General features: G+C 74.4%; 18 protein-coding genes. 3 read left to right on the top strand and 15 right to left on the bottom strand.

Annotated features, from left to right (window positions below; genetic code table 11):
• Window position 1: 1 nt before the first annotated feature.
• The 3 genes from K7640_RS03505 to K7640_RS03495 all read right to left on the bottom strand — a co-directional run bounded on the left by K7640_RS03505 (window position 2) and on the right by K7640_RS03495 (window position 4,800).
• Window positions 2-622, bottom strand: a complete 621-nt coding sequence (locus tag K7640_RS03505; protein ID WP_222953224.1) for an HAD-IA family hydrolase — start codon at window positions 620-622, stop codon at window positions 2-4.
• The gene (gene smc, locus K7640_RS03500) at window positions 622-4,230 is read right to left on the bottom strand and encodes a chromosome segregation protein SMC (RefSeq protein WP_222953223.1); all 3,609 of its coding nucleotides are present in this window, start codon (window positions 4,228-4,230) and stop codon (window positions 622-624) included. Before smc ends, K7640_RS03505 begins: the two co-directional genes overlap by 1 nt.
• 375 nt (window positions 4,231-4,605) lie before the next feature.
• A complete protein-coding gene (locus tag K7640_RS03495) occupies window positions 4,606-4,800 on the bottom strand; it encodes a hypothetical protein (RefSeq protein WP_007456482.1) in 195 nt (64 codons plus the stop codon).
• A gap of 370 nt (window positions 4,801-5,170) precedes the next feature.
• Here K7640_RS03495 and K7640_RS03490 point away from each other — a divergent pair, with 370 nt between their 5' ends.
• Both K7640_RS03490 and K7640_RS03485 read left to right on the top strand, forming a co-directional pair.
• On the top strand, window positions 5,171-6,625 hold the full coding sequence (locus K7640_RS03490; protein ID WP_222953222.1) for a CAP domain-containing protein: 1,455 nt from the start codon (window positions 5,171-5,173) through the stop codon (window positions 6,623-6,625).
• A 198-nt stretch (window positions 6,626-6,823) separates the two neighbouring features.
• Window positions 6,824-7,630 (top strand): endo alpha-1,4 polygalactosaminidase, encoded by an 807-nt coding sequence (locus tag K7640_RS03485; RefSeq protein ID WP_308042445.1) that lies wholly within the window; start codon window positions 6,824-6,826, stop codon window positions 7,628-7,630.
• A 186-nt stretch (window positions 7,631-7,816) separates the two neighbouring features.
• Here K7640_RS03485 and K7640_RS03480 read toward each other — a convergent pair whose 3' ends face one another.
• From K7640_RS03480 to rsmD, 10 genes are all read right to left on the bottom strand, one after another.
• On the bottom strand, window positions 7,817-9,322 hold the full coding sequence (locus K7640_RS03480) for an MFS transporter (RefSeq protein ID WP_222953220.1): 1,506 nt from the start codon (window positions 9,320-9,322) through the stop codon (window positions 7,817-7,819).
• Window positions 9,323-9,519: 197 nt separating this feature from the next.
• A complete protein-coding gene (locus tag K7640_RS03475) occupies window positions 9,520-11,733 on the bottom strand; it encodes an MMPL family transporter (protein WP_222953219.1) in 2,214 nt (737 codons plus the stop codon).
• 231 nt (window positions 11,734-11,964) lie between these two features.
• Window positions 11,965-12,822 (bottom strand): bifunctional DNA-formamidopyrimidine glycosylase/DNA-(apurinic or apyrimidinic site) lyase, encoded by an 858-nt coding sequence (gene mutM, locus K7640_RS03470; protein WP_222953218.1) that lies wholly within the window; start codon window positions 12,820-12,822, stop codon window positions 11,965-11,967.
• A complete protein-coding gene (gene rnc, locus K7640_RS03465; RefSeq protein ID WP_255608000.1) occupies window positions 12,815-13,678 on the bottom strand; it encodes a ribonuclease III in 864 nt (287 codons plus the stop codon). The genes mutM and rnc overlap by 8 nt, the downstream gene beginning before the upstream one ends.
• A gap of 103 nt (window positions 13,679-13,781) precedes the next feature.
• Window positions 13,782-14,783, bottom strand: a complete 1,002-nt coding sequence (locus K7640_RS03460; RefSeq protein WP_222953217.1) for a phosphate acyltransferase PlsX — start codon at window positions 14,781-14,783, stop codon at window positions 13,782-13,784.
• A gap of 114 nt (window positions 14,784-14,897) precedes the next feature.
• Window positions 14,898-15,071, bottom strand: a complete 174-nt coding sequence (gene rpmF, locus K7640_RS03455; protein ID WP_088646032.1) for a 50S ribosomal protein L32 — start codon at window positions 15,069-15,071, stop codon at window positions 14,898-14,900.
• 5 nt (window positions 15,072-15,076) lie between these two features.
• The gene (locus K7640_RS03450) at window positions 15,077-15,640 is read right to left on the bottom strand and encodes a DUF177 domain-containing protein (protein WP_222953216.1); all 564 of its coding nucleotides are present in this window, start codon (window positions 15,638-15,640) and stop codon (window positions 15,077-15,079) included.
• A gap of 110 nt (window positions 15,641-15,750) precedes the next feature.
• Window positions 15,751-16,248 (bottom strand): hypothetical protein, encoded by a 498-nt coding sequence (locus K7640_RS03445; RefSeq protein WP_222953215.1) that lies wholly within the window; start codon window positions 16,246-16,248, stop codon window positions 15,751-15,753.
• A 221-nt stretch (window positions 16,249-16,469) separates the two neighbouring features.
• A complete protein-coding gene (gene coaD, locus K7640_RS03440) occupies window positions 16,470-16,958 on the bottom strand; it encodes a pantetheine-phosphate adenylyltransferase (RefSeq protein WP_222953214.1) in 489 nt (162 codons plus the stop codon).
• Window positions 16,955-17,518 (bottom strand): 16S rRNA (guanine(966)-N(2))-methyltransferase RsmD, encoded by a 564-nt coding sequence (rsmD, locus tag K7640_RS03435; protein ID WP_222953213.1) that lies wholly within the window; start codon window positions 17,516-17,518, stop codon window positions 16,955-16,957. Before rsmD ends, coaD begins: the two co-directional genes overlap by 4 nt.
• A 334-nt stretch (window positions 17,519-17,852) precedes the next feature.
• Between rsmD and K7640_RS03430 the strand changes: the two genes are divergently transcribed.
• Complete coding sequence (locus tag K7640_RS03430) at window positions 17,853-18,932, top strand: hypothetical protein (protein WP_222953212.1); 1,080 nt, start codon at window positions 17,853-17,855, stop codon at window positions 18,930-18,932.
• Window positions 18,933-19,912: 980 nt separating this feature from the next.
• Here the strand turns inward: K7640_RS03430 and recG are convergent.
• Window positions 19,913-22,114, bottom strand: coding sequence for an ATP-dependent DNA helicase RecG (recG, locus tag K7640_RS03425; RefSeq protein WP_222953211.1), 2,202 nt, complete (start codon window positions 22,112-22,114; stop codon window positions 19,913-19,915).
• Window positions 22,111-23,730, bottom strand: coding sequence for a DAK2 domain-containing protein (locus K7640_RS03420; RefSeq protein ID WP_222953210.1), 1,620 nt, complete (start codon window positions 23,728-23,730; stop codon window positions 22,111-22,113). The genes recG and K7640_RS03420 overlap by 4 nt, the downstream gene beginning before the upstream one ends.
• Between the last annotated feature and the right edge of the window lie 165 nt (window positions 23,731-23,895).

The raw sequence follows: 23,895 nt of genomic DNA, 5'->3' as shown, positions 1-23,895 counted from the left end.
CTCAGTACGCCAGCGCGGCCCGCAGATACCGCAGGTCGTCCGCCCCGGTCCACCGGTACGCGGGCAGCCCGGCCACCCGGGCGCCGCTGACCGCCCGGTCCTCGTCGTCGACGAAGAGCACCCGCTTGGCCGGGGTGGCCAGGGCCTCGCAGGCGGCCTGGAAGTATTCCTTCGCCGGCTTGTGCACGCCGAGCACCGAGGAGTTGACCACCACGTCCAGCTCATCGGTGAGGCCCAGCGCGGCCAGGTCGGCGTCGAGCAGGTCGGTGGCGTTGGTGCCCAGCCCGACCCGTACGCCCGCGGCGCGCACCTCGCGGACGAAGGCGAGCACCTCGGGGTCGACCTCGCCCCGGTAGCGCTGCCACTGGTCCACCGCCGCCCGGGCCCGGGCGGGGTCACCGATGGAGGGGGTCAGGGCGTCGGCCACGCTCTGCACCCACTGGGCGTGGCTGACCCTGCCGGTGAGCACCGGCTGGAGCAGCCCCCAGGACATGGCGATCTCGCCGAGCACCCCCTCGCTGAGGCCGTACTCCTTCTCCACCCCGGCGGCGACCGCCGGGTCCCAGCGGCGCAGCACGCCGTCAAAGTCCACCAGGAGCGCCGTCGCGCGTTCCCGAGCCACTACTCGTTCTCCTCGTCGTTGCCGGCCGGCCCGTCGTCGGTCCGGTTGAGCCGCTGGCTGATCACCTGGGTGACGCCGTTGCGCATGGTGACGCCGTACAGGGCGTCGGCGACCTCCATGGTCCGCTTCTGGTGGGTGATGACGATCAGCTGGCTCTTCTCCCGCAACTGGGCCAGCAGGGTGATCAGCCGGCCCAGGTTGACGTCGTCGAGGGCGGCCTCCACCTCGTCCATGATGTAGAACGGGCTGGGCCGGGCCCGGAAGATCGCCACCAGCATGGCCACCGCGGTCAGCGACCGCTCGCCGCCGGAGAGCAGGGACAGCCGCTTGATCTTCTTGCCCGGCGGCCGGGCCTCCACCTCCACGCCGGTGGTGAGCAGGTTCTCCGGGTCGGTGAGGATCAACCGGCCCTCACCGCCGGGGAAGAGCACCGTGAAGACCTGCTCGAACTCGCGGGCGGTGTCCTCGAAGGCGCTGGCGAAGACCGCCAGGATCCGGTCGTCGACGTCCTTGACCACGGTGAGCAGGTCGCGGCGGGTGGCCTTCAGGTCCTCCAACTGCTCGGAGAGGAACTTGAAGCGCTCCTCCAGCGCGGCGAACTCCTCCAGCGCGAGCGGGTTGACCTTGCCGAGCAGGGCCAGCTCGCGTTCCGCCTTGGCGGCCCGCTTCTCCTGCACCGGCCGCTCGTACCGGACCGGCTCCGGCGCGGGCCGGCCCTCCTGCTCGGCCAGCGCGAGGTCGGCCTGGGTGGGCGGGACACTCTGCTGCGGGCCGTACTCGGCGACCAGCGTCTCCACGTCCAGGCCGAAGTCCTCGGCGGCCTTGGCCTCCAGTTGCTCGATGCGCAGCCGCTGCTCGGCGCGGGCCACCTCGTCCCGGTGCACCTGGCTGGTCAGCCGCTCCAGCTCGGCGCCGAGGCGCTTGGCCGCGCCGCGTACCTCGGAGAGCTCGGCCTCCCGCGCGGCGCGCTCCCGCGCCACCTCGTCGCGGTGCTCCTCGGCGCGGGCGATGGAGACGGTGAGCCGGGTCAGCGCCTCCCGGGCGCCGCCGGCCACGGCCCGGGCGATCTCCGCGCCGCGCGCCCGCGCGGCCCGCCGGGCCGCGGCGCGCTCCCGGGCCGCGCGTTCGGCGGTGGCCTGCCGGGCCAGGGAGTCGGCCCGGCCGGCGATCGAGGAGACCCGCTCCTCCGCGGTACGCACCGCGAGCCGGACCTCCATCTCGTTCTGCCGGGCCCGGGGCACCATGGCGGCGAGCTGGTCGCGCTCCTCGGTGGACGGTTCGGCGTCGATCGGGGTGTCCTCGGCCAGCCGGAGCCGCTCCTCCAGCTCGGCCAGGGCCAGCAGGTCGCGTTCGCGGGCGGCCTCGGCGCGGGACCGCGACTCGCCGAGCCGGTCGGTCTCGGCCTTCGCGGACCGGGCGGCGGCGCCCAGCTCGGCCAGCCGGCGGGCGGCGGCGTTGCGGTGGCTCTCCGCCTCCCGCTTGGCGGCGGCGGCGTGCTGGACGGCCTCCTTGGCGGCGGTCACCTCGGCCCGCGCGTCGACGAGTCGTTCCCGCAGCTCGGCGCCGGTGCGCTCGGCGGCGAGCCGATTCGCCCGGGCCTCCTCGACGGCGGCCTGCACCTCGATGAAGCTGGGCGCCTTGGCCGACCCGCCGGCCGCCGAGTACGCGCCGAGCACGTCGCCCTCGGGGGTGACCGCGCGTAGCTCGGGATTGGCGGCGGCCAGCTCGGCCGCGGCGGCGAGGTCGTCGACCAGCACCACGTCCCGCAGCGCCCGGTGCACGGCCGGCCGGAGTTCGGCGGAGCACTCCACCAGGTCCGGCGCCCAGCGGGCGCCGTCGGGCAGCTTCGGGCGCAACGCGTCGGCGGGGCCGTCCATGCCCGGGCCGGCGGGGCTGCCGATCAGCAGGCCGGCCCGACCGGCGTCGGAGATCTTGAGCAGCCGCATCGCCTCGACCGCCTCGTCGACGCCGGTGACCGCGACCGCGTCGGCCAGGCCGCCGAGGGCGGCGGCGAGCGCCGCCTCGTGACCCGGGGCGACGGTGAGCAGGCCGGCGAGGCTGCCGAGCAGCCCCGGCACGTCCCCGGCCCGGGTCAGCAGGGCGCCGGCGCCGTCCTTGCGGCGCAGGCCGAGGGCGAGGGCCTCCTCGCGGGCCTTCCAGGTCGCGGCGTCCTTCTCGGCGCCCCGCTCCGCGTCGGCCAGCGAGCGGACGGCCGCCTGCGCCTGCTCGTGCGCGGCGACCGCCTCGGCGTGCCGGGCGTCCAGGTCGGCGTTGTCCCGGTCGGCCTCGGTGGACTGCTCGGCGACCGCGTCCAGGTCGGCCTGGGCCTGCTCGGCCCGGCCCAGGGCGTCCGTGTGCGCGGCGGCGAGCCGCTCGATCTCCTCGCCGGCGCTGGTGGTCCGGGCCCGGGCCGAGTTCACCTGACCGGTGAGCCGGGCCAGCCCCTCCCGCCGGTCGGCGATGGCCTTGGCGGCGGCGACCAGTTCCCGCTCGGCGGCGGCGAGCTGCCGCTCCAGTTCCTGCCGGTGCTCGACCGCCTCGGCGAGGTGGATCTGGTCCTCGGTGAGCGCGGCGCGCAGCTCCTCCTCCTGCTCGCGGACCCGCCGGGACTCGGCCTCCAGCTGCTCCGGGTCACGGCCGGGGCGTTCGTCGTCGCCGGTGGCGCTGAGGTGCCGCAGCCGCTCACGGGCCAGCTGCTCGATGGAGCGGAACCGCTCGGAGAGCGCGGAGAGCTTGTACCAGGTGTCCTGCGCGGCGGCGAGCAGCGGCGCGTCCTCGGCGAGCGCGCCCTCCAGCTCGCCGAGGCGGGCCTGCACCTCGGTGTGCTCCGCCTCGATCCGCTCCCGGCGCTCGCGCACCGCGGTCTCGTCGGCGATCTCCTTGTCCAGGGTGGTCCGCAGGGTGTGCAGGTCGTCGGCGAGCAGCCGCAGCCGGGCGTCGCGCAGGTTGGCCTGGATGGCGGCGGCCCGCCGGGCCACCTCGGCCTGCCGACCCAGCGGCTTGAGCTGGCGGCGCAGCTCGGCGGTGAGGTCGGTCAACCGGTTGAGGTTCGTCTGCATCGCGTCGAGCTTCCGCAGCGCCTTTTCCTTGCGCTTGCGGTGCTTGAGGACGCCGGCCGCCTCCTCGATGAACGCCCGCCGGTCCTCCGGCTTGGCGTGCAGCATGCCGTCGAGCCGGCCCTGGCCGACGATGATGTGCATCTCCCGGCCGATGCCGGAGTCGGACAGCAGCTCCTGGATGTCCAGCAGGCGGCAGGAGTCGCCGTTGATCTCGTATTCGCTCTCCCCGGAGCGGAACATCCGGCGGGTGATGGAGACCTCGGTGTACTCGATCGGCAGCGCGCCGTCGGTGTTGTCGATGGTGAGGGTGACCTCGGCCCGGCCCAGCGGCGCCCGCCCGGCGGTGCCGGCGAAGATGACGTCCTCCATCTTGCCGCCGCGCAGGGCCTTGGCGCCCTGCTCACCGAGCACCCAGGCGATGGCGTCCACGACGTTGGACTTGCCGGAGCCGTTCGGGCCGACCACGCAGGTGATCCCGGGCTCCAGCTTGAGCGTCGTCGCGGAGGCGAAGGACTTGAAGCCCCGCACCGTCAGGCTCTTGAGATGCACTTTCTCGATCCTCGTCCGGTGGCCGCCGTACCGTCGCCGGCTGCGCGGACCTGGTCACCCCGCAGACTAACCCGCCACCCGCACCGCCCCGGCACGCGACCCGCCCGTCCCCGCCCGGGGCCGGCCGGGGGATGGCGGCGGAATGGTGGAACGTCGCGGCCGCCCCGGGCGGCCGGAAACGCCGAAATGATCATCAAAAGTGTTGCCGGAATCACGCCTCGGCCCATCCGGTATCCGCCGCCATCGGCGGGCCCCCGACCAAGATCAGCAATTGTGCGTCGGGCGGAATGGGGCCGGACATGGCTGCGCGCCGGCACAAAAAGTGTCGGCGCGCCTTTTCTTGGTGGTGCGATTCAGTTTTCCGACATCTGGAGATCAGGTCAGCGCCGGCTCGGCCAGCCGCAGGAGGTCATCCGCCTCCGCCGCCGCCGCCGCCAGCCGATCGTTGTCGGCACGCAGACGCGTGATCTCGAACTCCAGTGCCTGAACCCTGGCACGCAGCCGGGTGACCTCGTCGAGCAGACGCCGGTCGGGCGCTGCACCTACGTGGCCGTAGAGGGCCTTCGCCATGCTGACTCCTTGATATGCGCTGCCGGAAAGGCCGGCCAACGCGCGCCCATCTGTTTCGCGACTGCCCGCCCAACGCAATGTGGGCATGACCGGGCGCGACTGGCGACACCTATATATTGAGCGAAACCCCCTCCTTCGTCAAGTTCACGCAGGCCGTAGATCATCTCCACGCCAACCTGTCCACTTGCCGGGGGGTCGCCACAAGGCTCGGACACGCTCTGTCCGGACATCTTTACTGTACGCCGGGTAATGCCGTATCGGTGACCTGCTGAGCTTGATTCGCCTTAACTCTTTCTTAGCCACGTTGCCGCAGTTCAGGGCGGACACGTAGCGTCACCTCGGCCCCGAAACCGACCCGTGGAGGAACCGCGTGCACGGCTGGACCGACCCGACCGACCCCGACGGAGCCCGCCGGCGCCCGCAACCGCCGGTAGGTGAGCCCTCGTGGCTGACCGACCGCCCCGAGCCGCGGTCGGCGTACCTGTTCGGGGACGAGCCGGGCACGCCCGCCGAGGAGCCGTGGCACGGCGGTCCAGCCGAACCGTGGCAGAACCGGCCCGCCGGTGCCGAGCGGGACGAACCCACCGGATCGGGGCGCGACGCGACGGCCGGGCGATGGGCCGGCGAGCCCACCGGCGGCTGGCGCGACGAGCCGACCGGCGCCTGGCACGGCGAGGCCGACGGCCGGCCGGACGAGCCGGGCGGGGCGTGGCGGGACCACTCCGCCGAGCCGTGGCGGGGCGAGCCCACCGGCACCTGGCGGAACGAGCCGGGCCAGCCGGACCAGCCGTGGTCGCGCGAGCCGGGCCAGCCGTGGCAGGACGAACCGGGCCCGTCGTGGCGGGACGAGCCCGCCGGGAGCTGGCGCGACGAGCAGATGTCCGCCGACCCGGGCCCGCGCACCCAGTTCATCGGGCCGGTCGACCAGCCGTACCACGTGGCGGACGCCCCGGGCTGGCCGGCGCAGCCGGACCTCGAGCCCCACCCGGGCCGGAGCGCGGCGACCGACGACGGCGAGGGCCGACACCGGAAGGGCGGCCGGTTCCGCCGTCCGATGGTGATCGGCGGCGCCGCGGCGGCGGCCACGCTGGTGGTCAGCCTGGGCGTGGCCGCGCTGGCCCTGCCCGGCGGGGACGACGAGCGGTCCACCGACCGCACCGCGGCCGACGTCCCGGTGGCCACCGCCCCGGCCGAACCGGACACCCTGGCGGCGGACGCCGAGACGCCGACCGCCGCACCGGCGACGGTCTCGCCCAGCGCGTCGCCGACCACCAGCCGGCCCGCCCCCACGCCGACCCGGAGCCGGACGGCGACGCCCGCCCCGGCCCGCACCACCGCGGCGTCCCGGGGCGCGGCCGACCGCATCAACCCGAAGAAGACCACCAGCGCGCCGACCGCCAGCCCGTCGCGCACCTCGACCGGCACCACGACGAGTTCCGGTCTCACCGCCGAGCTGCAGAAGGTCGTCGACCTGGTGAACCAGGAGCGGGCCAAGGCCGGCTGCCAGGCGCTGACGGTGGACGCCAAGCTGACCCAGGCCGCCCAGGCGCACAGCCAGGACCAGGCCGACCACAAGAAGATGTCGCACGACGGCAGCGACGGCAGCGACGCCGGGGACCGGCTGGACCGGGTCGGCTACGCCTGGCGCGCGTACGGCGAGAACGTCGCCTGGAACCAGCAGACCCCGGAAGCGGTGATGGACGCCTGGATGAACAGCTCGGGCCACCGGGCGAACATCCTGAACTGCGGCTTCACCGAGATCGGCGTCGGCGTGGCACGCAGCAACGGACCGTACTGGACGCAGGACTTCGGCACCCCGCGCTAGCTGGGGGCGAGTCGTCGGCCGCCCCGCGCTCGTTTGACCGGGTGAGGGGCGCCGGCGCGGGTGGTGCGGCGGCGCACCGGCAGGGCGGCCCGGGTGCCGCCCGCGACCCGGGAGCCGCCGATGCGCATCCGGCCGCCAGCGTCCCCGACGCGGGCCAGGGCGACACCGCCGGACGGGCACGCCCCGACGCCGCACCGGGTGGTTCGGCGGATCGGCGTCGTCGCCGTCGTGCTGCTGGTCACCGGCCCGCTGACCGGTTGCCGGCCGCCGGCCGTCCCGCCGGGCGCGCCCACCCCGTGGCCGAGCGGGACCGCCCGGCACTGGCAGTGGCAGTGGCAGCTGCGCGGGCCGGTCGACCCGGACGTCGACGCGGACGTCTTCCTGCTCGACCCGGTGACCGTCACGTCGGCCGAGACCGCGACGCTGCGCGAGCGGGGCCGGCGGCTGATCTGCCAGGTGCCCGTCGGGTCGTACGCCGGCCAGGACCCGGACGCCACCCGCTACCCGGCGGCGGTGCGCGGCGCCCCCGCCCGGCGGACCGGTAGCCACTGGGTCGACGTGCGGCGGTGGGAGGCGCTGCGCCCGGTGCTGGCCGACCGGTTCCGACTCTGCCGGGGCAAGGGCTTCGGGGCCGTCGCGATCACCGACGCCGACGGGTACGCGCACCGGCCCGGTTTCCCGTTCGGCTTCGACGACCAGTTGGTGTTCAACCGCCGGGTCGCCGAACTGGCCCGCTCCCTCGACCTCTCCCCCGGGCTGGTCAACGACGTGGCGCAGGTGGCGGCGTTGGCACCCGACTTCGACTTCGCGGTCAACGAGGAGTGCGTCCGGCTGCGCCAGTGCGCCCGGCTGCTGCCGTTCGTGGACGCGGGCAAACCGGTGTTCCACGTCGAGTACGCGGGCGCCACCGCCTCGTTCTGCGTGACAAGCGTCGGGTACGGCTTCGCCTCGATCCGCAAGAACCGGACCCTGGACGCCTGGCGTCAGCCCTGCCCGGCGACCTGACCGACCGGCGGCCCGGCGGGTGGCGTCCCGGCGGTCACGATGACGCCGGCCCATCTCGGTGCCGGGCCGCCCGGCGCGCCGCCCCGGGAAGTTGACGCCACCGCGCGGGTGCCGAGGTCGACCGGGCGGCGCGGCGACGCCGCCCCCGGGGGGTTCGGGGGCGGCGTCGCGGTCCGTACGCCCGGGTCAGCCGGCGGTGGCGCCGGTGGCCGGCGTCTCGGTGCCCGCCTCCCGCTGCCGCGGCAGGTCGGCGTGCTCGGCGCTGAGCGGGGTGGCCAGGTCCTCCAGCGACTTCCCCTCGGCCTTGACGCCGAGCACCAGCTCGACCAGGCCGCCGATGATCATGATGGCGGCGCCGATCACGAAGGCGAGCACGGTGTCGCCGACCTGGCCGGTGCCGACCAGCTTGGCGAAGAGCAGCGGCCCGGTGATGCCACCGGCCGCGGTGCCGATCGCGTAGAAGAACGCGATCGCCATCGCCCGGGTCTCCATCGGGAAGATCTCGCTGACCGTCAGGTACGCCGCGCTGGCGCCGGCCGAGGCGAAGAAGAGCACCACGCACCAGCAGGCGGTCATGGTGACCGCGCTCAGCACGCCCGAGTGGAACAGCCAGGCGGTGCCGAGCAGCAGCACGCCCGAGCCGATGTACGACCCGGCGATCATCGGCACCCGGCCGACCGTGTCGAAGAGCCGGCCCAGCAGCAGCGGGCCGAGCAGGTTGCCGACCGCGATCACCGCGAAGTAGTAGCCGCTGTTGCCCGGCGGCACGTCGAAGAAGGTCTGCAGGATCTGGGCGAAGCCGAAGGTGATCGCGTTGTAGAGGAACGCCTGCCCGATGAAGAGCGAGAAGCCCAGCGTGGCCCGCTTCGGATAGCGCCGGAACAGGGTCTTCGCGATCTCCAGGAAGTTGGTGCTCTTCCGCTGCCGGATCTCGATGTAGCTGTCCGCCTCGGCGAGTTCCTGCCCGGTCTCCCGCCTGACCTCCGCCTCGACCGAGTCGACGAGATGGTTCGCCTGGTCCGCCCGGCCGTGGATGAACAGCCACCGGGGACTCTCCGGGACGTGCCGGCGGACCAGCAGGATCACCACGCCGAGCACCGCGCCCAGACCGAACGCCACCCGCCAGCCCAGGTTGGTGGGCAGGCCGTTGAGCAACGGTACGGTCAGCAGCGCGCCGAGCGCCGCGCCGAGCCAGAAGGTGCCGTTGATGATGATGTCGATCCGGCCCCGGTGCCGGGCCGGGATCAGCTCGTCGATTGCGGAGTTGATGGCCGCGTACTCGCCGCCGATGCCCATGCCGGTCAGGAACCGGAACAGGAAGAACCACCAGGTGTCGAAGGAGAGCGCGGTCAGCGCGGTGGCGACCAGATAGAGCCCGAGGGTGATCAGGAACAGCTTCTTGCGGCCGAACCGGTCGGTCAGCCAGCCGAAGAACAGGGCGCCGGTGCAGGCCCCGGCCACGTAGAGCGCGGCGGCCAGGCCGGTGACCTGGCTCTGGGTGATGTCCAGGCCGCTGCCCGGCTCGGCCAGCTTGCCGGAGAGGTTGCCGACGATGGTGACCTCGAGGCCGTCGAGGATCCACACCGTGCCCAGGCCGATGACGATCATCCAGTGCCAGCGGGACCACGGCAGCCGGTCCAGTCGGGCCGGCACGTTGGTGCGTACTGTTCCGGTCTGCACGTCGGCGCTCATGCCGGCCTCCGGAACGCTTCGGGGGTGGCCGGGGCGCGGTGACGCGCCCCCGGCTGAAGCTGCTCGTCCATGGCGGGCGAGATGCCCCGGCGGCGCGCGGGCTAATCGCATGCTGTCAGGAAGTTTTCAGGTTGCTGGTGTAAGGAGGGGCCCCTTATTAACAGACGTCTGTTAATAAGGGGCCCCTCCTTACACCCTCAGCGGGCGCCGACCAGCTCCGGCGTGGGTGCCGGTGGCTCGGCGGGCGGGGCCGCCGGCCGGGCCCGCAGGAACCGGGGCGCCCACCAGTTGGCGTCGCCGAGCAGGGTCATCAGCGACGGCAGCACCACCGCCCGGATGATCGTGGCGTCCAGCAGGATCGCCGTGGCCAGGCCGACGCCGAGCTGCTTCATGTCGATCGTGCTGAGCGTGGCGAAGATCGAGAAGACCCCCACCATCACCAGCGCCGCGCTGCTCACCACGCCCGCCGACGAGGTGATGCCGTACGCCACGGCCTCCCGGTTCGACAGGCCGGACCGGATGCCCTCGCGGATCCGGCTCACCACGAAGACGTGGTAGTCCATGGAGAGCCCGAACAGCACCACGAAGAGGAAGAGCGGCAGCCAGGAGACGATCGCCCCCATCGAGGTGAAGCCGAGCAGCCCGTCGGCCCAACCACCCTGGAAGACCAGCACCAGCAGCCCGTACGCGGCGCCGGCGGAGAGCAGGTTGAGCAGGATCGAGGTGAGCGCGACCACCACCGACCGGAACGTCCAGGCCATCACCAGGAAGGTCAGCGCCAGCACGAAGCCGATCACCAGGGGCAGCTTGTCCCGGATGTGCTGGGCGTAGTCCTCGCTGGCGGCCACGCCGCCGCCGACCGCGTACTCGACGCCGGGCAGCCCGCGCAGGGCGGCCGGGGCGAACTCGTCGCGCAGTTCGTGCAGCGAGCGCGTCGCCTCGTCGGTGCGGCTGGCGTACGGCGTGGCCACCTCCAGCACGGACACCCGCCGGTCGGCCGACACCTCGATCTTCGGGCCGTCCCCCTCGGCCGGCGCGAAGAGCGGGTCGGCGGCGGTCCGGCCGGCGAGGTCGGTCAGCGCCGCCCGCACCCGGTCGGCCTGGTCGGCCGGTGCCCGTACGGCCACCGTGTGGCTGGTGCCGTTGCTGGGGAAGGCGGCGGTCAGCCGGTCGTACGCCTGCATGGCCGGGGTGCTGCGGGGCAGGTCCTCCATGCCGGGGAACTTCAGCTTCATGCCCAGCGCGGGCGCGGCCAGGGCGAGCAGCAGCCCGACCGAGACGACCAGGGTGGCCAGCGGCGCCCGCAGCGCCGGTCGCAGCACGGCCGGCCAGAACCGGGGGCTGGCCGCCCCGGGCCCGGTACGCGGCGCGGTCAGCCGCCACAGCAGCGGTACCCGGGGCCGGTCCACCCACCGGCCGAGCTTGGCCAGCAGGCCGGGCAGCACCGTCAGCGACCCGGTGACCGCGACCGCGACCACCAGGATCGAGCCGACCGCCAGCGAGGAGAAGACCGCGTCGTTGGCGAGCAGCAGTCCGGCCATCGAGATCATCACGGCCAGGCCGGAGACCACCACGGCGTGCCCGGAGGTTTCCGCCGCGATTTCCACGGCGTCCAGCCCGGAGCGGCCCTTGGCCCGTTCCTCCCGTTCCCGCCGGACGTAGAACAGCGAGTAGTCCACCCCGACCGCCATGCCGATCAGCAGGATCACGCTGGACGTGACGTCGGTGGCCGGCACCAGGTGCGAGGCCAGGGTGGACAGTCCCATCGCCGCCCCCACCGAGGAGAGCGCCAGCAGCAACGGCACGCCGGCGGCGATCAGCGCGCCGAACGCGATGATCAGGATGGCCAGCGTGACCGGCAGGCTGAGCAGCTCGGCGCGCTGGAAGTCCCGGCCCAGCGTGTCGTCGAGGGCCTGGCCGATCGACGGGCCGCCGACCTGCTCGACCCGCAGCGCCGGGTGCGCGGCCTGCACCTGTGCGGTGGCGTCCCGCAGCGGCTGCACCCGGTCGGACGCGGTCTCCGGGTCACCGGCCATGGTGATCGGCACCAGCAGCGCCCCGCCGTCGCGGGACGGCACCGGCGACCCGACCCCCGCCACCTGATCGACCTGGCGCAGCCGGGCCGCGGCGTCGGCCGCGGCGGCCCCGGCCGCCGCCGGATCCAGCCCGCCGGAGCGCGGCGTGATCAGCACGTTCTCCACCGCCGGCTGGTGGAAGTCGCCCTCGGCGACGATCAGCTGCGCCCGGCCGGCCTCCCCGATCGCCTGGTCGGCGTCCGTCGCCTCGTTCAGCCCGGCGGCGTTGCCGCCCACCAGGCACACCGCCACGAACACCACCCACAGCGCGATGGCCCGCCAGGGATGTTCCGCGCTCCACCGCGCCAATCGCACCGTCACCGGTCGCCCGCTCATTCCCCGCTCCCTCTCCGCACCTCGTGCCGACCATGCCGACGCTAGGGAGCTGATCGGTTCCGGACATCCGGGTCCGGCCCCCGGTCGCCCCGGAGAACGGCGGAGGGCGTCGGGCCGGGGCCGCCGGGCCCGGCCGGGCGGACGGATCGGGTCAGGACCGGCGAACGGTACGGGGACCTACCGCAGCCGGGGGATGCGGCACACCGGCGCAACCCCGAACCGGCATCGGGGTCATCCCCTCAGGGCACCCCGGGGCCGTGGCTGGCAGCGGGGGCAGCTGTACGAGGACCGGTTCATGAACGCCTCCCGCCGGATCGGCGCCCCGCAGCGGTGGCACGGCTCGCCCTCCCGCCCGTAGGCGTTCAGCGCGCGGTCGAAGTAGCCGCTCTCGCCGTTGACGTTGACGTAGAGCGCGTCGAAGCTGGTGCCGCCCGCCTTGATCGCCTCGCCCAGCACGTCCCGGACGTGCCCGAGCAGCCGGACCGCGGCCGGCACGGTCAGCGCGTCGGTCGGCCGGGCGCCGTGCAGCTTCGCCCGCCACAGCGCCTCGTCGGCGTAGATGTTGCCCACCCCGGAGATCAGCGTCTGGTCCAGCAGCGCCCGTTTCACCTCGGTACGCCGCCGGCGCAGCGCGGCCACGAAGCCGGCCTCGGAGAACTCCGGGTCCATCGGGTCCCGGGCGATGTGCGCGATCTCGCCGGGCAGCTCCGCTCCCCCCTCGGACACCGCCAGCCCGCCGAACGTGCGCTGGTCGACGAAGCGCAGCTCCGGACCGTCGTCGGCGAACCGGAACCGGATCCGCAGGTGCAGCTCGTCGGCCGCGCCCACCGGTTGCAACAGCAGCTGCCCGGACATGCCGAGGTGCCCGACGAGGGCGTCCCCGCTGTCCAGCGGCAGCCAGAGGTATTTGCCCCGGCGGCGCACGTCGGTGACGGTCCGGCCGGCGAGCACGTCGGCGAAGTGTCCGCCGCCCGGCTGGTGCCGGCGTACGGCCCGGGGGTGGCGCACCTCGACCGAGGCGATCGTCCGGCCGGTCACCCACCGGGCCAGCCCCTGCCGGACCGTCTCGACCTCGGGCAGCTCAGGCACGGGAGGCGCCCGCCTCCGCCGTGTCGCCCGCCGGGCCGGCGGCGCCGCCCGGGGCGGTGCCGGCAGCGCCGTCGGCGGTCGGCGCGGTGCCGGTCGCGTCCTCGGCCGTCGGCGCGACGCTCGCGGCGGCGGCCCGCTCCGCCTCGGCCTGCTCGGTGAGCACCCGCCAGGCCGACTCGGCGGCCCGCTGCTCGGCCTCCTTCTTGCTGCGCCCCTCGGCGCCGCCGTACCGGTTGCCGGCCACCACCACCCAGGCGGTGAAGGTCTTCAGGTGGTCGGGGCCGGTGCCCTCGATGCGGTATTCCGGCACGCCCAGCCCCAGCGCGGCGGTCAACTCCTGGAGGCTGGTCTTCCAGTCCAGCGCGGCGCCCCGCCCGGCCGACTCGGCCATCAGCGGGTCGAAGAGCCGGTGGATGACGATCGCGGCGGTGTCCAGCCCGTACTGGAGATAGATCGCCCCGAGCAGCGCCTCCAGGGTGTCGGCGAGGATGCTCGCCTTGTCCCGGCCCCCGGTCGCCTCCTCACCCTTGCCCAGCAGCAGGTACGCGCCGAGCCCGTCCGGGCCCAGCCCGCGCGCCACGTCGGCGAGCGCCCGCATGTTGACCACGCTGGCGCGCAGCTTCGCCAACTGCCCCTCGGGCAGGTCCGGGTGATTGCGGAACAGCGCGGTGGTGATCACCACGCCGAGCACCGAGTCGCCCAGGAACTCCAGCCGCTCGTTGGTGGGCAGGCCGCCGTTCTCGTACGCGTAGGAGCGGTGGGTGAGCGCGCGCTCCAGCAGCTCGGGGTCGAGCGACACGCCGAACGCGGCCTCCAGATGGGCGACCGGGGCGCGACGGCGCTTGTCGTTGGTCATGCGGATGTCACCTCTTCCTGTGCGACCCGGGTGGCGACGGGCGCGACCCGCGTCCCGGTGACGGCGCGGATCCCGCGACCGTCCCGGCACACGTGCCGCGCGCTCACCGGCGCACCTCGGTGTCGGTGGAACCTACGGGGAAGTCGTCGGCGGCCGCCAGGTCGGCCGGGATGCCGTCGGCCAGCAGGGCGGCGACCCGGTCGGTGGCCCGGCGGCGCCAGAGGTGGGCGGCCAGCCCGATGCCGGAGGCCACGTCGTCCGCCCGGGCCGCGCCGTGGCAGACCACCACGGTGCCGCCCACGCCGAGCAGGGCGGCGGCCCGGGGCACGCCACCGGCGGCCGACGTCCCACCCGCCATCGCGTACGCGCCCTCGACGGCCTTGAGCACGACGTTGCCGGTGAACCCGTCGGTGACCACGACGTCGGCGCGTCCGCCGAGGGTCACGTCGTACCCCTCGACCAGGCCCACGTAGCGGGCACCGCAGGGCAGCGCCTCGACGGCGAGCAGGCTGTCGGCGTGCCGGCGGGGCCGGTCGCCCTTGCCGGCCTCCGTGCCGACGGAGAGCAGCCCCACCCGGGGCGCTTCGACGGCGTGCGCCACCGTCGCGTACGCCGCGCCGAGCACGGCGTGCCGGGTCAGCGTGGCGGCCCGGGGTTCGAGGGTGCCCCCGACGTCGAGCAGCACCACCGGCCCGCCGACCGCGGGCAGTGACGCGGCCAGGGCCGGTCGGCGGATCGCCGGCCAGCGGCCGAGGCCGAGCGCGGCGGCGGTGACGGTGGCGCCGGTGGAGCCGGCGGAGACCAGCGCGTCCGCGGCGCCCTCGCGTACCGCCGCGACGGCCGCCCGGACGGTGCCGTGCGCGCGGGCGGCGGTGGGATGGTCGGCCATGCCCACGGCGTCGCGGACCGGCCGGACCATGACCCGGGCCCGTTGGGCCGGGTCGAGCGCGCCGATCAGCTCGTCGGCGACCTCGGGGGGTCCGACGAGCAGCAGGTGCAGGTGCGGGTCGACGCGGATGGCCCGCAGAGCGCCGTCAACCACGACGGCGGGAGCATCGTCCCCGCCGAGGAGGTCGACGGCGATCCGCGCGGTGCCCGGCTCCACCGTGACGCCGGCCGGAAGGGACCGGCCGGCCGTGGACGGAGCCGGGGCACCGGGGGATCGCCCGGTCGTGCGCGCCTCCCGACCCGGGGTCGGGGGCGTCACTCGGCGTCCAGGTCAGACCTCGAGGACCTGGCGGCCGTTGTACGTGCCGCAGACGGAGCACGCGGCGTGCGGCAGCTTCGGTGACTTGCACTGCGGGCAGGCCACGGTCGCGACCACGGCCGCCTTCCAGTTCGCCCGGCGGGACCGGGTGTTGCTGCGCGACATCTTGCGCTTGGGGACGGCCACGGTTCCTACTCCTCTGTACGGTTCAGTTGCGACAGGCCCGCCCAACGCGGGTCGACCTGCTGGTGACTGTGGTCGGCCGGCAGATCGTCCCAGTGCACCCCGCAGTCGGGGCACAGGCCTGGGCAGCCCTCCCGGCAGAGCGGGTTGGTCGGCAGCGTGAGCACCACCGCGTCCCGCAACGCCGGCTCCAGGTCGATCAGGTCGCCCTGCATCCGGCCCACCTCGTCCTCGTCGGTCGTGTCGTCCGTGGTGCTGTTCTCGTACGCGTACAGCTCCTGGACGGTCACGGCCGCCGAGTCGTTGATCTCGCGCAGGCAGCGGCCGCACTCGCCCTTGACGGGGCCGGAGATGGTCCCGGAGACGAGCACGCCCTCGGACACCGACTCCAACCTCAGGTCGAGGTCGAGAGGGGCGCCCTCCGGCACGCCGATCAACTCCACGCCGAGGTCCGCCGGTGCCGGGGCGACCCGCTTGACCGTACGCATCGCACCAGGCCGACGCGGCAGGTCCCTCGTGTCGAGGACCAGCGGCGACCTGGGGTCGAGGTGCGGTGACGAGTTCTTGGGCATAGTCAGACTCCGGCCGGTGAGAGGCCGACAAAGAAGGTTACCTGGGCGACCGCCGGACCGTCGAACCGGGGCCATGCCCGTGGCCGCCATGTCGGCTGGTGAGGTGCCGCTCAGAAGGGTAGCGGGCGATCCGCCTCGTCCCCACCGAAGGTGCCGATCTCGCGCAGCGCGTGCATCTTGTCCCGGCCACGCTCTATCGACGCCAACGCCCTGGTGAGGAACTGCTCGAAGTTGGCCAGCGCGGTGTCGACGTAGTCGTCGACCTCCTCGCGCAGGCGCTGGGCCTCGGCGCGGGCCTCGGCGATGATCCGGGCCCCCTCGTGCTCGGCGGAGACCGTGATCTCGTTCACCGAGACCAGGCGGGCGTGTTCCGCCTCACCCTCGCTGATGATCCGGTCGGCCTCCCGCTTGCCGGCCTCCATGATCTTGTCCCGCTCCTCCAGCAACGCGGCGGCGCGGCGCAGGTCGGCCGGGAGCTCGCCACGCAGGTCGTCGAGGGCCGCGATCATCTCGCCCCGGTCGACCATGCAGTTGTTCCGCGACATCGGGACGGAGCGTGCCTGCTCCACCATGGCGATCAGTTCGTCGATGCGATCGAGCGGGTCCACCGGTACCTCACTCCTGTCGTTCGTCGGCCGACCTACATGATGCGGGCTGCGGCCGGGTTCCCGCTTGCGTCAATCATGTCCTGCGGGGGCGACGGGAGGCTCATCCGCCCGGTCCGGCGCGTCGCGGCCGGCCGGGCGGTCCGGCGCGTCGCGGTCCGGCGCGTCGCGGCCGGGCGGTCCGGGGCGCTGCGTCGCGGCCGGCCTGGCGGTCCGGGTGGTGCTCAGGCCGGCGGCGGGTCACCGAGGCGGGACTTCAGCGCCTCCCGGACCACGTCGGGCACGTGCGCGGAGATGTCGCCGCCCCACTTGGCGACGTCCTTGATGAGACTGGAGGAGATGAAGGAGTAGAGCGGGTTGGTCGGCATGAACAACGTCTCCACCCCGGCCAGGCCGATGTTCATCTGGGCCATCTGGAGCTCGTAGTCGAAGTCGCTGACCGCGCGCAGGCCCTTGATCAGCACACTCGCCTGCTGGGCCCGGCAGAAGTCGACGAGCAGACCCCGGAACGACTCCACCCGTACGTTCTCGTACGAGGCGGTCACCTCGCGGAGCATCTCGATCCGCTCGTCGACGGTGAACAGGCCCTGCTTCGACTGGTTGACCAGCACGCCGACGATCACCTCGTCGAACAGCCGGCTGGCCCGTCCGACGATGTCGAGGTGTCCGTTGGTGACCGGGTCGAACGAGCCGGGACACACCGCGCGTCTCATGATCGGCGACCGTACCAAAGGGTGGTCTCGCCGTAGCGGCGGCTGCGCTCGGCAGTGATGCCTTCCACCCAGGTGAACGGCCCGCTCCGGGTCGAGCGCTCCACGATCACGAGGGCGTCCGGCGCCAGCCACCCCCGCTCGACCAGCGCGGCCAGCAGTGCGGTGATCTCCTCGTCCGGCACCGCGTACGGCGGGTCGGCGAAGACCACGTCGTACGGCTCGCCGTCCGGGCCGGCGGCCAGCACGGTGGCGACCTTGCCGGTGGTCAGCCGGGCGGCCGGGGCGGCCCGCAGCGCGGCGATGTTCTCCCGGACGACCCGGGCCGCCCGCGGATCGGACTCCACCAGCAGCACGTGCCCGGCACCCCGGGACAGCGCCTCCAGCCCGACCGCGCCGGAGCCGGCGTACAGGTCGGCGAAGCGGGCGCCGTCGAGGTCCAGGTCGGCCTGTACGGCGCTGAACAGCGCCTCCCGGACGCGGTCGGAGGTGGGCCGGGTGCCGACGCCGGGCGGGACGGCGATCCGCCGGCCGCCGTGCGTACCGGCCACGATCCGGGTCACCGGCGCCACCCGCCGACCGCCCGACCGGCCCGGTCGAGGTGCTCACTCACACCGGTGACGCTACGCGACGCCGTACCGGGCCGGGCGGCACGGTAAGTATCGAAGAGTGTTCCATTGATCACGATCCGCCGATCAATGATCACGGATCGGCAACATCATCCTTAATGGGCACTGAGGACTGTGACGTGAGTCCTGTTCTCGCTAGGGTCTGCCGGGTGCCGGCGAGTCCGTCGGCACACGGCGTCCGTGCGGCGCCGCCGCGGCCTGGTAACACCCGCGGCCGGCCTTCTGCCACCCGACGTCAACGACGAGCCCCTTGACCCCGGGAGAACCCGTGATCCGTCCGAAGCTGTCGCTGCGGCGACCGCTCGCCGCCCTCGGCGCCACCCTGGTCGGCGTGGCCGCCGCCACCGCCTTCGCGGCGCCGGCCAGCGCGCACCACTCGATCATCACCGGCACCGCCTGCAAGCTGGAGTCCGGCGACCTGGCGGTCACCTGGACCGTGAAGAACAGCGAGCGCGACCTGGTCGGCAAGATCACCGATGTGTGGACGCCGTCCGCCACCGAGATCACCGGCATCGCCCCCGGCGTCGAACTGCCCAAGGCGGGCGACGGCGTGGTGACCGGCCAGCAGGTCGTCAAGGCCGGCAAGAAGGCGGAGCTGAAGATCAGCGCCGAGTGGTTCCGCGGTGACAAGCGGGTGACCAACACCGCTGCGGGCAGCGCCCGCACCACGGGCAAGTGCGCGCCGGCCCCCACCCCGGAGCCGACCACCCCGGAGCCGACCGACTCCCCGGAGCCGACCGAGACCCCCGCGCCGACCGAGTCGCCGGAGCCGACCGAGACCCCGGCGCCGACCGAGGAGCCGACCAGCCCCGCGCCGAGCGAGTCGCCGAGCGAGGAGCCGACCAGCCCCGCGCCGACCGACGAGCCGACGAGCCCCGCCCCCACCTCCCCGGTGCCCACGCCGCAGCCGACCGAGCCGGGCGGCCCGCTGGTGCCGGACGAGCCGAACGCTCCGGTTTTCGAGGTCATCTTCGCCTGTGACGCGCTCGCCGTCACCGCCGACAACCCGGCCGACGGGGTGACCGCCACCATCGTGTTCACCACGGACAAGGGCGTCACCAAGGAGCTCAAGCTGATCCCGGGCGAGAAGACCGAGGTCGTCTTCGAGGCCTACGAGGGTCTCACCATCACCCCGAGCTTCCCGGGTGAGCAGCCGGACCCGGCCGACGCCCTCGAGTGGGAGAAGCCCGCCGAGTGCGCTCCGGGCGCGGGCGGTGGCGAAGGCGGCCTGCCGCTGACCGGTGCCCCCGCCGGCATGATCGCCGGTGGCGCCGCGGTGCTGCTCGCCGTGGGTGCCGGCCTGTTCATGATGGCCCGCCGTCGCCGCAACATCCGCTTCACCGCCTGATCCAGGCGTAAGCGCCCGAGGGCGCGCCGACCACCCGGTCGGCGCGCCCTCGCCGTTTCTCCGGCCGAGCTGGCCGGCTCCCTCGTCCGGCCGGGTTGGCCGGTCCCCCGCCCTGCCCCTGCCCTACCCCGCCCCTGCCCCGCCCCTGCCCCTGCCCTGCGCCCTGAACTCGTACCGGCACTGGCCCTGGCGCCTTTCCCCCCGCCCCTGGGGGCCGTTCTGCGGCATAACGCGCCTTTCCCGGCCGAGGTGGTCCCGATGTGCCGCATCGTGCGCACTGGCACCGGGTGCCTGGGGCACTCGGCGATCGCCACCAGCGATCGGCGAGGTGGTCTGGTCGGCCCCGGGGATTCCGGGACATGCCCGCGCGGACTGTTCGCTCAGGCGGGGGTGCCGGTCCCGGGCGTGCCCAGGCAGCGGGCTCTGGGTACCCGCATCGACCGCCTACCAACTTGATGTCGTAAACGAATCACCCGCGCCACCGCTTCGCCCACGAACCGGGGTGCCGGCCGCTCCGCGGGCCGGTGGAGACGTCGAAGGAACCCGCATCGTGCCTGGTAAATGATGGTGCGTGGCCACCAGCAGACCCTGCGGTCAGCCACCGGTCGGTGGTCGGGGACGGCCGGTTCGGGGCCGGGTGATTCGTTTACGACATCAAGTTGGTAGGCGGCCGACCAGCACCCCGCCGCCGACGGCCGACCCATTGGTAGGCGGCCGACCAGCACCCCAGCCGCCGACGGCCGACCCACCGGCAGCCGACCCGCTGGGCGGCCGGCGGCTGCCGAGCCACGCCGCTGGGCGGCTGTGCGATCTGGGGCGCTCCGGGAATGGGGAGACGGAGGCCCGGAAGCCGAACGCCAACAGACGGGTGCGGGGAGCCAACAGCCCGGGGCGCGGAGGCGACGCCGGGCACAGAGGCGACGCCGGGCACGGAGGCGACGCCGGGCACGGAGGCGGCGCCGGGCACGGAGAGCCGCGCGTCAGCCCTTCTCCAGGTACTCCGCGCGTTCCTCGTCGACCAGGGCGGCCACCGACGCGGCCAACGCCGGGTGGCGGGTCAGTTCCGGATCCTCGTCGACCAGGGCGATCGCCTCCGCCCGGGCGTCGCGGATCAGGTCCGTGTCGCGCAGCAGCGACAGCAGCCGCAGATGTGACCGGCGGCCGGACTGGGTGGCGCCGAGCACGTCGCCCTCCCGCCGCTGTTCGAGGTCGAGCTCGGCCAGCTTGAAGCCGTCCGTGGTGGACGCCACGGCGTCCAGCCGGGTGCGGGCCGACGAGCCCTCGGCGGCCTCGGAGACCAGCAGGCAGAGGCCGGCCGCGCTGCCCCGGCCGACCCGGCCGCGCAGCTGGTGCAGCTGGGAGACGCCGAACCGGTCGGCGTCCAGCACGATCATCACGGTGGCGTTGGGCACGTTGACCCCCACCTCGACCACGGTCGTCGCGACCAGCACGTCCAGCTCGCCGTCGGCGAAGGAGCGCATCACCGCGTCCTTCTCGTCGGCCGGCAGCCGGCCGTGCAGCACCCCGATCCGCAGCCCGTGCAGCGGCCCCTCGGCCAGCAGCGGGGCCACCTCGGTCACCGCCAGCGGCGGTCGGCGGCCGTTGTCGTCCTCCCGGGGCGGCTCCTCGTCGGAGACCGGGCCCTCCCCGATCCGCGGGCAGACCACGTACGCCTGGTGGCCCTTGGTGACCTCCTCGCGCAGCCGGCGCCAGGCCCGGTCCAGGAAGGCGGGCTTCTCGGCGGCCGGCACCACGTGCGAGGCGATCGGCGAGCGCCCCTGCGGCAACTGGGACAGGGTGGACGTCTCCAGGTCGCCGTAGACGGTCATGGCGACCGTGCGCGGGATCGGGGTGGCCGTCATCACCAACACGTGCGGTGGCTGGTCGGCCTTGGCGCGCAGCGCGTCGCGCTGCTCCACCCCGAACCGGTGCTGCTCGTCGACCACCACCAGGCCCAGGTCGTGGAAGTCCACCCCCTCGTAGAGCAGGGCGTGGGTGCCGAGCACGATGCCGGCCCGCCCCTCGGCCACCTCGGCCAGTGCCCGCCGCCGGGCCGCCGCGCCGAGCGAGCCGGTGACCAGCTCGACCCGGGTGGCGTCGTCGGCCGCGCCCAGCTCACCGGCCCGGGCGAGCGGGCCGAGCAGATCGAGGATGCCCCGGTGGTGCTGGGCGGCGAGCACCTCGGTGGGGGCGAGCAGGGCGGCCTGGCCGCCGGCGTCCACCACCTGGAGCATGGCCCGCAACGCCACCACCGTCTTGCCGGAGCCGACCTCGCCCTGCAACAGCCGGTGCATCGGGTGCGCGGCGCCCAGGTCGGCGGCGATCTCCCGGCCCACGGTCTGCTGGCCGGCGGTCAGCTCGTACGGCAGCCGGGCGTCGAACGCGTCCAGCAGGCCACCCGGCCGCGGCGGGCGGGCCTTCGCCGGCCAGGCCGCCGCCCGGTGCTTGCGCTGCACCAGGGTCAGCTGCACGGCGAACGCCTCGTCCCACTTGAGCCGGCGGCGGGCCCGGTACAGCTCCTCCTTGCTGGACGGTCGGTGGATCTCGCGCAGCGCGGCCCCGATGCCGACCAGGTTGCGGGTGGCGCGCACGGTCGCCGGCAGCGGATCGTCGGGCGGGACGAAGGTGTCCAGCACCACCCGCACGCAGCGGGCGATCACCCAGGTCGGCACGGCAGCCGCGGCCGGGTAGACCGGGATCAGCGCCCCGGCGAACTCCTCGACCTCCTCGTTGGCCGCCGCCTCGCCGTCACCGCCTTCGCCGAGCAGGACGTATTCCGGGCCGTTGAGCTGGCGCTTGCCCCGGAACTCGGTGACCTTGCCGGCGAACAGCCCCCACCGACCGGGGCGCAGCTCCCGCTCCCGCCACGCCTGGTTGCCGAAGAAGGTGCAGGTGAGCAGCCCGCCCGAGCCGTCGCCGACGGTCACCTCCAGCAGGTTGCCCCGCCGCTGGCGCATCGGCCGGACCGCGGTGCGCTGCACCTGGGCCAGCACGGTGACCTGCTCGCCGACGTCGAGCGAGCGGATGTCGGTGTGCTCGCCGCGCTCGTCGTACCGGCGGGGGAAGTGGTAGATCAGGTCGCCGGCGGTGTGCAGGTCGAGGTGGCCGGCCAGGGCCTTCGCCGTCTTCTCCCCGACCAGCTTCTTGAGCGGCGTGTCCACCGTGGTCGGTGCGCTCGTCATTCGACCCCCAGCAGGAGCGGATAGTGCGGCTGCCCGCCCTCGTACGCCTGCACCTCGACGAACGGCCAGGACCGCTCGACGTGCTCACGCAGCCGGTCGGCCAGCCCCGCCGGGGCGTCCGCCCCGCAGAGCAGGGTCACCAGCTCGCCGCCACCGCCCAGCATCCGGTCCACCACGGCGGTGCAGGTGTCGACCAGGTCGGCGCCGATCAGGTGCACCTCCCCCTCGACCAGGGCCAGCACGTCGCCCGGGCGGCACGGCCCGGCGACGGTGAGCGCCTCCCGGCCGGCGTGGCAGACCTCGGCGTACCGGCAGGCGCCGGCCGCCTCGGCCATCGCGATCACGTCGTCCTCGAAGCGGCGCTGCGGGTCGCGCACGGCGAGCGCCGCGAGGGCCTGCACCGGCGACCGGGTGGGCACCACGCTCACCTTCACCCCGAGCGCGTGCGCCTCCCGGGCGACGGCGTTCGCCACCGCCTGCGTGTTCGGGTCGTTGGGCAGCACCACCACCCGCGCGGCGCGGGTGGCCCGGACCGCGTCGAGCAGCTCACCGATGGACGGGTTCGCCGGGACGACGGTGGCGCCCTCGGCGGCGAAGAGCTCGGCGATGCCCGCACCGGGGGCGACCACCACGGCGGCCCGGCCATCCGGCGCGCCGGCGGCCCCGGCCGGCGCCGAGGCCTGGTCGGCGAAGCGGGTCACCGAGATCTGGTGGGGCCGGCCGGCCACCACCCCCGCCTCGATCGCCGCCCCCACGTCGTTGACGTGCACGTGCACGTTCCAGGTGCCGGTGCCGGCGCGCCCGTCGCCGACCACCACCAGCGAGTCGCCCAGCGCGGCCAGCTCGGCGCGCAGCCGGTCCACCGCCGTGGCGTCGGCGTCGAGCAGGAACTGCACCTCGTAGGCGTACCCGTCGGAGCCGGTCTCCCGGGCGGTCGCGACCGGCGGGCGGACGGCGCGGGCCGCGGGCGCCGGCCGGGCCGGGCTCTCTCCCGTGATCACCTCGACCAGCGCGTCCAGCAGCAGGCAGAGGCCCTGGCCGCCGGCGTCGACCACGCCGGCCCGGGCGAGCACCGGCAGCTGCTCGGGGGTACGCGCCAGGGCGCGCGCCGCGGCCGCCGCCGCCTCCCGGGCGACCGCCCGCAGGTCGTCGCTGTCCGACCGCTCGGCGGCCTCGGCGGCGGCGGCCACCACGCTGAGCAGGGTGCCCTCGACAGGGCTGGCGACGGCCGCGTAGGCGGCGGCGGTGCCGTCGCGCAGCGCGGCGGCCAACTGCCGGCCGCGGACCGCCGGCGCGGCGGCGAGCGCGTCGGCGAAGCCGCGCAGGATCTGGGACAGGATCACCCCGGAGTTGCCCCGCGCGCCCAGCAACGCGCCCTGGGCCATCAGCCGCAGCGCGTGCCCGTGCGCGGTGGACCCGCCGTCGGGGAGGGTGTTCAGGTCCATCGCCAGGGCCTGCTGGGCGGAGGTGAGGGTGAGCACCAGGTTGGTGCCGGTGTCCCCGTCCGGCACCGGATAGACGTTCAGCTCGTCGATCTCGCCCTGGTGCCGCCGCAGCGCGGCCAGGCCGCTCGCGCACCAGCGGCGCACCGCGGCGGCGTCGAGGGTCTCCAGCACGTCGGGAAGCCTACTGGCGCGCACCGACACCCGCCCGGGTCCGTCGGCGTGTCCGCTGGCCTGGGAGGGGTGGCCGGGCCCACACCGGCGGCCCCGGACGGGCCGGTTGGTCGGACGCCGGGGGGATCGGGTAACCTGGCCAGGTTGCCCGGGCTGCGCCTGGCG

The sequence above is a fragment of the Micromonospora sp. PLK6-60 genome (genome assembly GCF_019890675.1).
In the GTDB taxonomy this organism is placed as follows: Bacteria; Actinomycetota; Actinomycetes; order Mycobacteriales; family Micromonosporaceae; genus Micromonospora.
This window is presented reverse-complemented; position numbering and strand designations above follow the sequence as displayed.

What these genes read in the sequence shown, in the direction of transcription:
- K7640_RS03495 (WP_007456482.1), bottom strand. Translation starts at nt 4,800, where the DNA reads ATGGCGAAGGCCCTCTACGGCCACGTAGGTGCAGCGCCCGACCGGCGT.
- K7640_RS03480 (WP_222953220.1), bottom strand. Translation starts at nt 9,322, where the DNA reads ATGAGCGCCGACGTGCAGACCGGAACAGTACGCACCAACGTGCCGGCC.
- K7640_RS03475 (WP_222953219.1), bottom strand. Translation starts at nt 11,733, where the DNA reads ATGAGCGGGCGACCGGTGACGGTGCGATTGGCGCGGTGGAGCGCGGAA.
- rnc (WP_255608000.1), bottom strand. Translation starts at nt 13,678, where the DNA reads ATGACCAACGACAAGCGCCGTCGCGCCCCGGTCGCCCATCTGGAGGCC.
- K7640_RS03450 (WP_222953216.1), bottom strand. Translation starts at nt 15,640, where the DNA reads ATGCCCAAGAACTCGTCACCGCACCTCGACCCCAGGTCGCCGCTGGTC.
- coaD (WP_222953214.1), bottom strand. Translation starts at nt 16,958, where the DNA reads ATGAGACGCGCGGTGTGTCCCGGCTCGTTCGACCCGGTCACCAACGGA.
- recG (WP_222953211.1), bottom strand. Translation starts at nt 22,114, where the DNA reads ATGACGAGCGCACCGACCACGGTGGACACGCCGCTCAAGAAGCTGGTC.